This is a genomic window from Nocardiopsis coralliicola, from assembly GCF_054779695.1.
The window spans coordinates 421,741-433,185 of record NZ_BAAGXT010000001.1; the positions used below are offsets into that span (position 1 = coordinate 421,741).

Annotated in this window: 12 protein-coding genes, 1 tRNA gene and 1 pseudogene; 8 read left to right on the top strand and 6 right to left on the bottom strand. The window is 70.5% G+C overall.

What is annotated here, in order from left to right:
- The first annotated feature begins 3 nt into the window (after positions 1 to 3).
- Genes ACYVGT_RS01720 through ACYVGT_RS01730 form a run of 3 tightly spaced genes read left to right on the top strand, consistent with a single transcriptional unit; the run spans position 4 to position 3,346 of the window.
- A complete protein-coding gene (locus ACYVGT_RS01720) occupies positions 4 to 1,212 on the top strand; it encodes a CaiB/BaiF CoA transferase family protein (protein WP_460854550.1) in 1,209 nt (402 codons plus the stop codon).
- Positions 1,212 to 1,925, top strand: coding sequence for a GntR family transcriptional regulator (locus tag ACYVGT_RS01725; protein ID WP_460854551.1), 714 nt, complete (start codon positions 1,212 to 1,214; stop codon positions 1,923 to 1,925). The genes ACYVGT_RS01720 and ACYVGT_RS01725 overlap by 1 nt, the downstream gene beginning before the upstream one ends.
- Positions 1,922 to 3,346 carry a xylulokinase gene (locus ACYVGT_RS01730; protein ID WP_460854552.1) on the top strand — a complete coding sequence of 475 codons (1,425 nt, stop codon included), beginning with the start codon at positions 1,922 to 1,924 and terminating at the stop codon, positions 3,344 to 3,346. Before ACYVGT_RS01725 ends, ACYVGT_RS01730 begins: the two co-directional genes overlap by 4 nt.
- Positions 3,347 to 3,530: 184 nt before the next feature.
- Here the strand turns inward: ACYVGT_RS01730 and ACYVGT_RS01735 are convergent, their stop codons facing one another.
- The 4 genes from ACYVGT_RS01735 to ACYVGT_RS01750 all read right to left on the bottom strand — a co-directional run bounded on the left by ACYVGT_RS01735 (position 3,531) and on the right by ACYVGT_RS01750 (position 5,385).
- On the bottom strand, positions 3,531 to 3,896 hold the full coding sequence (locus ACYVGT_RS01735; protein ID WP_460854553.1) for a hypothetical protein: 366 nt from the start codon (positions 3,894 to 3,896) through the stop codon (positions 3,531 to 3,533).
- A gap of 499 nt (positions 3,897 to 4,395) precedes the next feature.
- Positions 4,396 to 4,623 carry a hypothetical protein gene (locus tag ACYVGT_RS01740; RefSeq protein ID WP_460854554.1) on the bottom strand — a complete coding sequence of 76 codons (228 nt, stop codon included), beginning with the start codon at positions 4,621 to 4,623 and terminating at the stop codon, positions 4,396 to 4,398.
- 286 nt (positions 4,624 to 4,909) lie between these two features.
- Positions 4,910 to 5,044 carry a DUF397 domain-containing protein gene (locus ACYVGT_RS01745; RefSeq protein ID WP_460854625.1) on the bottom strand — a complete coding sequence of 45 codons (135 nt, stop codon included), beginning with the start codon at positions 5,042 to 5,044 and terminating at the stop codon, positions 4,910 to 4,912.
- 8 nt (positions 5,045 to 5,052) lie between these two features.
- Positions 5,053 to 5,385 (bottom strand): Scr1 family TA system antitoxin-like transcriptional regulator, encoded by a 333-nt coding sequence (locus ACYVGT_RS01750; RefSeq protein ID WP_460854555.1) that lies wholly within the window; start codon positions 5,383 to 5,385, stop codon positions 5,053 to 5,055.
- Positions 5,386 to 5,450: 65 nt separating this feature from the next.
- On the opposite strand from ACYVGT_RS01750, the pseudogene ACYVGT_RS01755 reads away from it, so the two are divergent.
- Positions 5,451 to 5,699 (top strand): annotated as a pseudogene (locus tag ACYVGT_RS01755) (tyrosine-type recombinase/integrase); the annotation flags it as partial.
- Between the two features lie 80 nt (positions 5,700 to 5,779).
- Here ACYVGT_RS01755 and ACYVGT_RS01760 read toward each other — a convergent pair.
- Both ACYVGT_RS01760 and ACYVGT_RS01765 read right to left on the bottom strand, forming a co-directional pair.
- Positions 5,780 to 5,853: transfer RNA gene (locus tag ACYVGT_RS01760), tRNA-Pro, on the bottom strand.
- Between the two features lie 22 nt (positions 5,854 to 5,875).
- Positions 5,876 to 6,373: a protein-tyrosine phosphatase family protein gene (locus tag ACYVGT_RS01765; RefSeq protein ID WP_460854556.1), complete on the bottom strand. Its 498-nt coding sequence runs from the start codon at positions 6,371 to 6,373 to the stop codon at positions 5,876 to 5,878.
- A gap of 168 nt (positions 6,374 to 6,541) precedes the next feature.
- On the opposite strand from ACYVGT_RS01765, the gene ACYVGT_RS01770 reads away from it, so the two are divergent.
- The 4 genes from ACYVGT_RS01770 (at position 6,542) to ACYVGT_RS01785 (ending at position 11,322) form a co-directional block, all read left to right on the top strand.
- Entirely contained in the window at positions 6,542 to 7,042 is a 501-nt protein-coding gene (locus ACYVGT_RS01770; protein WP_460854557.1) for a (2Fe-2S)-binding protein, read from the top strand.
- Entirely contained in the window at positions 7,039 to 8,034 is a 996-nt protein-coding gene (locus ACYVGT_RS01775; RefSeq protein ID WP_460854558.1) for an FAD binding domain-containing protein, read from the top strand. The genes ACYVGT_RS01770 and ACYVGT_RS01775 overlap by 4 nt, the downstream gene beginning before the upstream one ends.
- On the top strand, positions 8,031 to 10,112 hold the full coding sequence (locus tag ACYVGT_RS01780) for a xanthine dehydrogenase family protein molybdopterin-binding subunit (RefSeq protein ID WP_460854559.1): 2,082 nt from the start codon (positions 8,031 to 8,033) through the stop codon (positions 10,110 to 10,112). The genes ACYVGT_RS01775 and ACYVGT_RS01780 overlap by 4 nt, the downstream gene beginning before the upstream one ends.
- A gap of 175 nt (positions 10,113 to 10,287) precedes the next feature.
- Positions 10,288 to 11,322, top strand: coding sequence for a hypothetical protein (locus tag ACYVGT_RS01785; protein WP_460854560.1), 1,035 nt, complete (start codon positions 10,288 to 10,290; stop codon positions 11,320 to 11,322).
- The last annotated feature ends 123 nt before the right edge of the window (positions 11,323 to 11,445 follow it).

Genomic DNA, 11,445 nt, shown 5'->3' on the forward strand with positions numbered 1-11,445 from the left:
GACATGGAACAGCACGGTACCGAGAAGGGCCCGGGGCCGCTCGACGGGGTGAAGGTCCTGGACCTGTCCCGCTTCATCGCGGGCCCGCTGTGCGCACAGATCCTCGGCGACTTCGGCGCCGACGTGGTCAAGGTGGAGCGCCCCGCAGGCGAGGACTCACGGCACCACGGCCCGTACTGGCAGGGCGAGAGCATCTACATGTTTCTCTACCACCGGAACAAGCAGGCCGCGACCCTGGACACTCGCCACCCGCGCGCCCTGAGGATTCTGGAGGACCTGGTCCGTTGGGCCGATGTCGTGGTGGAGAACTTCCGGCCCGGCACCATAGAGGCGATGGGGCTGGGCTACGAGCGTATGAAGGAGCTCAACGAGTCCGTCATCCTGGTCTCGATCTCCGGCTTCGGCCAGACCGGGCCGGACTCCCGCCGGGCTCTCTTCGACGCGATCTCGCAGGCATCCTCCGGCCTGATGAGCATGACCGGTGAGCCCAACGGCAAGCCCACGCTCAGCGGGACCTACATCGCCGACTACACGACCGGCTACCAGGGAGCGATCGGCGCCCTGGCCGCGCTGGCCCATCGCGAGCGCACAGGCGAGGGCCAGCTGGTCGACGTCGCCAGCTACGACACCATGTTCTCCGCGCTGGGTACACGCCTGATCGCGGAACTCATGCTCGGGCTGGAGATGCCCCGATCGGGCTCACGAGACCTGCTGACCGCCCCGGTCAACGTCTACGAGGCGGCGGACGGGCCGATCTACATCCAGGCCGGGACAGCCTCGCTGTTTCCGAAGCTGTGTGCCGAGATGGGGCGTTCGGACCTGGCCGCGGAACCGCGCTACGCCACGGTGGAGGGACGGATGGCCGACCAAGAAACTCTGGAGGAGGCCATCCAGGCCTGGGCGGGCGGGCTCACCCGGGACGAGATCGGGGGTCGGCTCGACGGCGCCGGCGTGCCCTACGCCAACGTCGCCAGCGTCCGCGAAGCCGCCGCCTCACCGCAACTGGCGGCGCGTGGCATGATTGTCGAGACTGAGCACCCCTCCCTGGGGACCATCCGTCTGCCGAACAACCCCATCCACATGGAGAAGTCACCGCCCACGGTGCGCAAGGCGCCCCCGCAGGCGGGAGAGGACAACGAGTACGTGTATGGGACCGTTCTGGGGATGAGTGACCAGGACATCCGACAGCTCCGCGAAGAAGGCGTCATCTGATGCCGGGAAACGCCCGCTACCAGGTGATCTACCACGATCTATCCGCCCAGATCGCCTCCGGCGACCTGCAAGTCGGATCGCAGTTGGAGAGCGAGCCCGAACTCGCCCGTCGGTACCAGGTGAGCCGCATGACCGTGCGGCAGGCCCTCGACCTGCTCCTCGCCGACGAGCTGGTCGTCCGCAAGCGCGGGAGCGGCACGTTCGTGCGGGAGAACCGGCGGGGGCGGCGGCTCAACCGGCTCCGCTCCTTCGCCGAGGAACTCGTGTCGGCGGACGAGGCCGTGACCAGCCAGATCCTCACCGCCTCCGAGGAGAAAGCTCCCAAGGAGGTCGCCGACGGGCTAGGGCTGGAGGCCGACGCCGCGGTGAACCGGATCAGGCGCCTGCGCCTGGTGGACGGGGTCGCCGCGGCGGTCCAGGACGCCTGGATCCCCTACGCCGTCGCGCCCGGACTGGCGCGGGAGCCGCTGGTGGACGGCTCCCTCTACCGCACCCTGACGGAACGTCACGGTCTGAAACTCCGCTGGGCCAATCAGACCATGACGGCTGCGCTGCTCAGCAGCGTGGAGGCCGAACTGCTCTCGGCAAAGGAGGGAGGGGCGGTGCTGCACTCCCTGCGCGTCACCTACTCCGACGCTGAGCGCGCCATAGAGTACACGAACAGCTGGACGCTGCCCGAGTTCCCCCTGCTGCTGCGGATCGACGCCGAATGAGCGCTCACGAACCCGCTGTCGTCGCTGTCGACGTCGGCACCTCCGCCGTGCGCTCCGGGCTTTTCGGCTTGTCGGGACAGCTGCTGCGCTCCGCACGGGTCGCGCGCATTTCGGGTGTGGGCGACCTCTTCGACGCCGCCCAGCTCCTCGACGATGTCTGTGCGGCCCTGCGCGAACTGGCCGTGGAGTCTCAGCCGCGCGCGCTCTGCATCTCGGCCCATATCGGCACCGTCGCCGTGGACGCCGGTCTCGATCCGATGCTGCCCGCGGGAGGGTGGTCCGACACCCGCGGTCTGGATCTTCTCCGGGGGACCCCGGAGAAGGCGCGCGAAGCGGTGCTCGCTGCAGCGCGACGCCCCGCTCTTGCGGGCGGGGCGCTGCCCCTCGCCCTGGCATTGAAGGCGTCCGGAACCGCGGATCGTGTCCACGCGCTGCTCAGCCCCAAGGACTTCCTGGTGGCCCAGCTGACCGGGCACCTGGCCTGGGACACGGTCAACGCCGCCTACACCCTTGCCTCCGACGTGTCGACCAGGACCTGGCAGAGCGGGCCCCTGCGGACTCTCGGCGTCCCGGAGTCCTGGTTCGCGCCACAGGCCGAGCCCAGCGCCGTGCTCGGCGAGCTGCACGGTCCGGGCGCCCAACGGACCGGCCTGCCGGAGGGGACCCCGCTCGTGTGCGGGGGGCCCGACGGTTCGGTGGGAATCGGTGTGCTCCTGGGCGACAGCGGTTCGGCGATCGCCGATGTGGCGGGCACGACCGACGTCATGGGCCGCCTCGTAGACGATCCCGCCCGAGCCGGGAGCGGCGCCGTCGTCAACCCCGCCATGGTGCCCGGGAAGTGGACAGCGGGCGGAGCGACCGGGATGACCGGGGGCGCGGTCGCTCGGTGGCGGTCGCTGGTCGGCGCCGTGGACGAGGAGGGCCTGCGCGCCGTGCCCCCGGGCAGCAGGGGCCTGCTGGTCTTCCCGTGCCTGTCTGGCGAGCGGTTTCCCCGTTGGCGCTCTGAAGCGCGGGGCGCGGCCGTCGGACAGGACTTGGGCCACGGGCCGGCGGAGCTGCTGCGGGCGGCACAGGAAGGGGCCGGCTTCACCGTGCGCGAGGGGGCTGACGTCTTGGACCCCGACCGTGCGCTGCCGCTGATATTCGCGGGCGGCTCGGCGCGCTCCGGGCATGTGGCACAGATGCGGGCCGACGTCCTCGGGCGGGTGGTCTACGTCGCCAGCGACCCCGACGTCACCCTGCTTGGGTCGGCGGCGCTGGCGCTCGTCGGCGTGGGCGAGGTGCAGACCCTCGGCGAGGCGAGGGACCAATTGGGCCTGAGCCTCGTGGCGGTACACCCCGATCCCGGGCGCACCGCCCGCTACGACGAGGTGTTCACCCGTTGGGCGGCCGAGCGCGACTCCCTCCTGCGCTCCGTGTGACGGCTGGGCCTGTCCTCCCCGCCCTCGGAGAGGACGGGCCCAGCGGCGACGGGGTGGCGCCACGCCCACTTTCCGGGCGGCGAAGCATCCGCTGTCGGGTTGGCGGGCACCGGTGCCGGGAGAACACGGCGGTGGCGGCTCCGAGGTCACCGCCGCCCCTGCACGCACGGCGCGGCGTGACCCGTCAGGTCCCGTAGAGGCTGAGGGCGGGACCCGCCGGCTTCGTCCTCGACGCATTCGCTGACCTGGCTCCGTCCCCGCCAAGGAACTGAGGCGGCGGCCGGTGATCGGTCGTGGCGGCGTCGGCCGCCCCGGAAGCCTTGACCGTGCCGCAACGGATGGCGCGTGGTCCGCCGCTCTCCGCTGTCCAGTGTCTGGACAGCATCCCGCGACTGAGCACGCTGTAGGCCGTCATGCCGACGCCGGACTCGCGCAGGGCGAGTAGGCCCCCGTCCTCCACCGCGCGGGAGAACAGCGAGTACTCGATCTGCAGGTGGGCCACGGGGTCACGGCCCAGCCGCGTCAGCGTGTGGGTCAGGAAGTTCTTCACCGACGCCGGACGGGTTTTCCTGGCCGGCCATGTGGGCCCCGGGGGTGAGCAGCATGCCGAACTTGACGCTGAGGCACGATTGCCACGGTCAGGGCGAGTCGTCAGAAGTCACTGAAGTCCGTGAAACCCCAGGCCGGACCGGCTTTTCCGGCCGCTGAAGTACGGGACCGGTCATCGAGGGGCGCCTACGGGCGCCCCTCTTTCAACCCCACCTGGACCCCACTTTGGTAGGGAGCCGGGGCAACCGTGACTGTTGCCAGCCGAAGAACTACCGCGGGCGCACGCACTGCGTACGCAGTCGATGAGCAACCCGCACCATGGTCCTCGGTGATTCCGCCGAGCCCCACCGTCGCCTCGCCGCCGCCGTCGCCGAGCAGCCCGAGGACGGCCATGGCCGCCGTACTGTGCCGGGATGCGCTGTCCGAGACCTTGGTGCTGGCGGTTCCTGTTCGGCGCTCAGGCCACGGCGCGGGCCCACCCGGCGCCCAAGAAGAGTCACTCAAGTCAGCGGGGGCATGCCGGGGTGAGGCCTCTGGTTCAGCGGACGAACTTGTGGTGAGAACCGTCCGGCCAGGGCCGTTGCATCGTGCGAGCCCGACACCACCAGGCGCGCGTCAGAAGTCCAGTCCACACTGGTCACACGGTCACGGTGCATGCCGACGACCCCCCTTTCCTCGCAGGTGTCGGCATCCCACATACGCATCGACCTGTCGTAGGACCTGATCATCCCTGGAGGGATCGCAAAACCTCACCGGTAGCGTGCCCGACGCGATCCTGGAAGCGTTCAACGCACTGGAAGGATCACAATCCGATCATGTCATGCTGCGGCAGACGTGAGTGGCGAAACCGCGGTCTTCTCTGCCAGCAACGGTAGTAGTTACCTGAGAACCCATTCGGTGCTCGGACGCAGGGTGGGGTGAGGAACAGGCGTTAGCAGGACAGCGCCACTCGCGCCTGCCGGGAGGGAACATTGCCGCTACTCGGCAGCGACCTTCCTGATGAACGCGCTCCACTCAGCGGCGGTCAGCTCGATCCTGCCGGAATTGGGGGTGCTTGCTGTCACGCAACATCTGGGTGCCATTCGGAAGGTCACCGATCTCTACGCATTCACCCCCTCCGCTGTAGCTGGACGTTCTCCAGTGGGGCATTGGGCTGTTCACGTGACCCTGCTTTCTAGCGGGTACTCGCTCCGCAGTAGGGAGTTGATGAGGTCGCGAGTGGTGTCTGCCCCGAGTGCCGTATCGCGGACCGCTTGGTGGAGTGCGGCGGACTGAGTTGTGTCCTCGGGGGATTCGAGGAAGACCGAACCGGTGGCGTGCTCGATGTAGACGACCTCGCCGGAGGGCAGGCCATCGATGATGTCGGGGAAGCGCAGGTGCACGAAGCTTCCCTCGATTCCCGTGTGGGCTCCCGCTGAGAAGGGGAGTACGCGCAGCTCGACTGCGTCGTACTCGCTGACTTCCAAGAGATGGCTGAGCTGGCGGCGCACGATCTGAGGGTTGCCAACAGCGCGATGCAGGGCGGCTTCGTTGACGACCGCGGCACCAGCACAACGTCCTGCGGGGGCTGCGCCAGATCATGAAATCGGCCGGGCTCAACGCCTCAGAGTGGACCGCACGCGAACTGCGGCACACCTTCGTGTCGCTGCTGTCGGACCACGGTGTGGGGATCGAGGAGATCTCACTGCTGGTGGGCCATGACGGCACCGATACGACCGAGCGGGTCTACCGCCGGCAGCTGCGGCCGGTGCGCCGTTCGGCTGCGGGGCCGATGGAGGCGATCCTGCGAGGAGCCGGAACGTGAAAACCCTTCAACCCCACCCACAACCCCACCGGACGCGAAAAGGAGGACCCGAGAGCCTCGGATCCCCCTTCTGACCTGCGTCGGGACGGCGGGATTTGAACCCACGACCCCTTGACCCCCAGTCAAGTGCGCTACCAAACTGCGCTACGTCCCGCGGCGTTGCCGACGTGGGGACTCTACCGCATCGGCGGTGCAGAAGGGGAATCGGTGAGGCGAGCGCGGCGGGCGAAGCGGGCGATGAAGGCGCGCTGCGGCGGCGACTCCACCGCGTGCGGGATTCCCTGGGCGCGGATGTAGGCGACGGCGCCGGCGGGGGAGAGGCCGTCTTGCGCGGCGAGGCAGGCCAGGGCCGTGCCGGTCCGGCCTCGGCCGCCCCAGCAGGCGATCTCGACGCGGCCCCGGCGTGCGCGGCGCCGGGCTGCCGCGAGCGCCGCGGCCAGGTCGCGCGGGTCCGACGGGACCCAGAAGTCGGCCCACTGCACCCACCGCTGCTGCCAGGCTACCCGCGGCGGCGGTGCGCCCAGCAGGTAGACCCCGTACTCCGGCTCGGGCCCGTCCGGTGCCGGATCCCGCAGCCCCCGCGCCCGGACCAGCAGCCCCGACGGCAGCTGCAGCACACCGCGGGCCGCCGAGTCCCACCCCGTCGGCTCGTGCGTTCCCGGTGTCGGTTCCACGGTGCGCCTCCCACTCCCGGACGGATCTTGTGGCCATTCTGGCGGGAGGAATGCGTCGTGCACATCCTCGCCCCGGATTCGGGCACTCTCTGTTTGACTGCGCGCACAGCGGGTTAGGGCGGGGGAAGGTGCTCGCAGCACCGGTAGGAACACGGCAGGGGGGTATCCGTGGAAGCCGACATCACCGTGGTCGTCGACGGCCGCAGGAGGACCGCGACCGTCGACACCCGCACGACGCTGCTGGACGCCTTGCGCGACCGGCTCGGCGCCACCGCGCCGAAGAAGGGCTGCGACCACGGCCAGTGCGGCTCGTGCACCGTGCTCATCGACGGCCGCCGCGCCATCAGCTGCCTGCCGCTCGCAGTCGCCCATGACGGCGCCGAGGTCACCACGGCCGCCGGCCTGGCGCCGGAAGGGGAGCTGCACCCCGTCGCCCAGGCGTTCGTCGACCACGATGCGCTGCAGTGCGGGTTCTGCACGCCGGGCCAGGTCTGCTCGGCCGTAGGGATGCTCGACGAGCTCGCCCAGGGCCGCCCCAGCGCGGCCGGCAGCCCCACCGGGCCGGTGGAGCTCACCGACGACGAGATCCGCGAGCGCATGAGCGGCAACCTCTGCCGCTGCGGCGCCTACACCGGGATCGTCGCCGCGCTACGGGAGGCCGCGGAATGAAGCCGTTCGCCTACCGGCGCGCCGACGATGCGCCCTCTGCGGTCGCCGCCGTCGCCGGCGATGCGGGCGCGGTGTTCCTCGGTGCCGGAACCAACCTCGTCGACCACCTCAAACTCGGCATCACCGCGCCCGAAACACTGGTCGACGTCTCCCACCTGCCCGGCGGCGTGGAGCGCCTGCCCTCCGGCGGCCTGCGCTTGGGGCCAGCGCTCTCCAACGCCGACCTCGCCGCCCACCCCGACGTGCGCCGCGAGTACCCGGCGCTGGCCGCCGCGGTGCTCTCCGGCGCCTCCGGGCAGATCCGCAACCTGGCCACCACGGCCGGCAACCTGCTGCAGCGGACCCGCTGCGTCTACTTCCAAGACGCCTCCTCGCCCTGCAACAAGCGCCTGCCCGGCTCCGGCTGCCCCGCCCGCGGCGGCTATGAGCGCTACAACGCGGTCTTCGGCACCTCGGACCACTGCGTCGCCGCGCACCCCTCCGACATGGCGGTCGCCCTGGCCGCGCTGGACGCGCAGGTGCACCTGCTCGGCCCCGACGGCGAGCGCACCGTTCCCGTCGCCGGCCTCTACCGCGCGCCCGGAGCCGAGCCCGAGCGCGATACCGTCCTGCACCACGGCGAACTGATCACCGCCGTCGACCTCCCGCCGCTGCCGATCGCCGCCCGCTCCACCTACCGGAAGGTGCGCGAGCGCGCGTCCTTCGCCTTCGCCCTCGTCTCGGTCGCCGCGGCGCTGGCCACCGAGGACGGTGCGGTCACCGACGCCCGCATCGCCTTCGGCGGCCTGGCGCACGGCCCCCGGCGCGCGCATGCGGCCGAGGCGGCCCTGCGCGGTGCACCCGCGGATGAGGCGGCGTTCCGCGCCGCCGCCGAGGCAGAGCTGGCCGGAGCCCCGACCTCGCCCGGAACGGCCTTCAAACCGCCGATGGCCGCCGGGGCGCTGGTCGCCGCACTGCGGGAACTGGCCGGCGCAGGGGAGGACGCGCGATGACCCCGTCCATCGGCAGCCCGATCCCGCGCAGCGACGCTGTAGCCAAGGTCACCGGTGCAGCCCCCTACGCCGCCGACCACCCCGTGCCCGACCCGCTCCATGTGCACGTGGTCCAGGCCGCGATCGCCCGCGGCTCTGTCCGCGCCACCGACACTGCGGCGGCTGAAGCCGCAGCCGGTGTGCGCGCCGTCCTGACCCCGGAGAACGCGCCCCGCCTCGCAGACGGAGCCGAGCGGCGCCTCGCCGTCCTGCAGTCGGGCGAGGTCGCCTTCCGCGGCCAGATCGCGGCCGCCGTCGTCGCCGACACCGCGGAGCAGGCCCGCTGCGCCGCATCGCTGGTGCGCATCGACTACGACGAGCACCCCCACGACGTCGTGCTCGACGCCGACCGCGCCGACCTGTACCGGCCCGACGCCGTCAACGCCGGCGCCGAATCCGACACCGACACCGGTGACGTCGAAGCGGCGCTCGCGCAGGCCCCGGTCGCCATCGACCACACCTATTCCACGCCGTATGAGTTCAACAACCCGATGGAGCCGCACACCACGGTGGCGCTGTGGGAGACCGGCCCGGACCAGCTGACGCTGTACGACTCCACCCAGGGCCCGCACACCGTCCGCACCGTCATCGCCCCGGTCCTGGGCCTGGATCCCGCCAGCATCCGCGTCATCGCGCCGCACGTCGGCGGCGGATTCGGCAGCAAGGGCACCGCCCACCCCCACGTTGTCCTGGCCGCGCTCGCAGCGCGCGTGCACCCCGGCCGGTGGGTCCGGCTGGCGCTCACCCGCCAGCAGATGTTCTCCCTCGCCGGCTACCGGACGCCGACGCTGCAGCGGGTGCGCCTGGGCGCCGATGCGCAGGGACGGCTGCAGGCCGTGGCGCACGAGTCAGTCGAGCAGACCTCCACCGTCATGGAGTTCGCCGAGCAGACCGCGACCTGCACGCGCATGATGTACGCCGCTCCGCACCGCCGGACCCGGCACCGGCTCGCTGCCCTCGACGTGCCGGTGCCGTTCTGGATGCGCGCCCCGGGCGAGGCGCCGGGGATGTTCGCCCTGGAGTCGGCGATGGACGAACTGGCCCAGGCCTGCGGCATCGACCCGGTGGAGCTGCGGGTGCGGAACGACCCCGAGCGCGACCCCGAGAGCGGTCTGCCGTGGGCCGACCGGCGCCTGGTGGAGTGCCTGCGCGAGGGCGCGCGCCGGTTCGGGTGGGACCAGCGCGACCACCGGCCGGGGCCGCACCGCCGCGGCCGCCGGTTCACCGGTACCGGCGTCGCCGCGGCCGTCTACCCGCACCTGGCCATCCCGGGCTCGGCCGCCTTGGTCCGCCACGACGGCGAGGGCCGCTACACGGTCTCCATCGGCGCCGCCGACATCGGCACCGGAGCCCGCACCGCCCTCGCCCAGATCGCCGCCGACGCCCTGGAGCGCCCGCTGGGCGCGGTCCGCCTCCGGCTGGGCGACACCGACTTCCCCACGGCCAGCGTCGCGGGCGGCTCGTCCGGCACCACCTCGTGGGGGATGGCGATCACTGCGGCGGTGGCGGCGTTCCGCCGCAGGCACGGCACTTCGCCCGCGCCGGGCACGGAGGAGAAGGCCGCGGCCGAGAGCGGCCCGGACAAGGACCGCTACGCCATGTACTCCTTCGGCGCGCACTTCGCCGAGGTCCACGTCGACGCCGACACCGGCGAGATCCGCGTGCCCCGCCTGCTCGGGGTCTTCTCGGTCGGACGCGTCATCAACCCCCGCACGGTCCGCTCGCAGTTCATCGGCGGCATGACCATGGGCCTGTCTATGGCGCTGCACGAGCACGGCGCGCTGGACCCGCAACTCGGCCACGTCGTCAACCACGACCTCGCCGAGTACCACGTCGCCGCTAACGCCGACATCGGCTCCATCGACGCCTTCTGGCTCGACGGCCCCGACCCCCTCGCCGGCCCCACCGCCTCCCGCGGCGCCGGAGAGATCGGCATCGTCGGCGCCGCCGCCGCCATCGCCAACGCCGCATCCCACGCCACCGCCCGCCGCCCCCGCGCCCTGCCGATCACACCGGACTTCTTCCTGGGCGCGGGGTGAACGCCGAGCGGCATCGGTAGGTGCTGCAGCTGGGCCGCAGTCGCTTGCGCGGCTTCTGACCTGTCCTTTCCGTGGTAGCTGAAGTGCTTCAGAGTCCGGCCCCAAGACTCAGGGCGATGAGGCGGCCAGGTGGCGGCAATAGACTGGTCGCCCGACACGGAAAGGATTCCCCTCCTTGGTCACCGTCGCCATCCAGCCATCTTATGGAAACGCTGCAGCTCAGTACAACTGGACTCTGACGCTCGACAAGGAGGTGGATTTCTCTACGCCCGAGCGCGACGGGGCGCTCACCGACGAGCAGCGGAGGCTGCTCACTGACCTGCATCCGAACAAGCGGGCGAAGTTCTGGGGCACACCCAAGGTACAGGACCGCAACATGGCCAAGCTGCGTACCGGCGATATTGTGGTTTTCACGGGAAAAAAGAAGATGCGCGCAGTGGGCCGCATCGGCGTGATTATCGAGAATGCAGAGTTTGCCGATACGCTGTGGCGGCCGGACCCGGAAAAGGGGAGCTGGTGCAACGTCTACTCCCTTACGGCGTTCGAATGGATTGGTATCGGCTATGAAGCGGTGTGGGCCCTTCCCGGGTTCAAATCCAAAGACAATTTCATGGGAATGCGCGTACTATCCGACGAGCTGGGCCAGATCCTCCTCGAAGGGCTCGGTATCGAGGTCGGTTCGCCGGAGGAGCAGCTCCGCGACCTGATCGAGCAAGAGGAAAAGACAGCGGAACGCTTCCTGCAATCGGCCAAGGTAATCGACCCTGAGCGCGTCCGTACGCGCACCACCACCTACGAGAAGGCCGCTGGCGGCATCACCCTGCGCCGCGCGGAAGGGCTTCTTCTCGACGCCTACATGGGCACACTCCACGACGTACCTGCAAAGCGGACCAGCAGCTCGGCTGGCATCAGCGACCTCTACCTTCGGCGATCTGCGGAGGTGGAGTTGATCGAGGCCAAGAGCGGAAGCAGTCGCCAGTACGTGCGTGCGGCGCTGGCTCAGCTACTCGACTACGCCCCTCACGCGCCCGAACCTCCGGACCGGGTTTCGGCGCTTTTCCCAGATCGTCCGGACGACGGGCTGATCGCTTATCTCCACCGCTACGGTATCGATTGCATTTACCTGTCTGCGGGCGGCTCGTTCGAGCGGATTGAACCGCCCGAAGCCAACCGGGCGATGATCGTAAAATTCTGGCAGCCTGAGGGATAGTCCGATCGGAAGGCTTTGAAGCCTCCGGATTGACGCGGGGAAGAAATGCACTTAGGCGGCGCGGTGCGGGGAATCGCCCCGTGATCCTTCCTGCTGCTCCCATTGATGTGCGCAAGGAGAGGT

Bases quoted from the DNA above. Each gene is read 5' to 3' on its own strand.
- ACYVGT_RS01725 (WP_460854551.1), top strand. From the start codon at position 1,212: ATGCCGGGAAACGCCCGCTACCAGGTGATCTACCACGATCTATCCGCC.
- ACYVGT_RS01775 (WP_460854558.1), top strand. From the start codon at position 7,039: ATGAAGCCGTTCGCCTACCGGCGCGCCGACGATGCGCCCTCTGCGGTC.
- ACYVGT_RS01740 (WP_460854554.1), bottom strand. From the start codon at position 4,623: ATGATCAGGTCCTACGACAGGTCGATGCGTATGTGGGATGCCGACACC.
- ACYVGT_RS01780 (WP_460854559.1), top strand. From the start codon at position 8,031: ATGACCCCGTCCATCGGCAGCCCGATCCCGCGCAGCGACGCTGTAGCC.
- ACYVGT_RS01730 (WP_460854552.1), top strand. From the start codon at position 1,922: ATGAGCGCTCACGAACCCGCTGTCGTCGCTGTCGACGTCGGCACCTCC.
- ACYVGT_RS01745 (WP_460854625.1), bottom strand. From the start codon at position 5,044: ATGCCCCACTGGAGAACGTCCAGCTACAGCGGAGGGGGTGAATGCGTA.
- ACYVGT_RS01720 (WP_460854550.1), top strand. From the start codon at position 4: ATGGAACAGCACGGTACCGAGAAGGGCCCGGGGCCGCTCGACGGGGTG.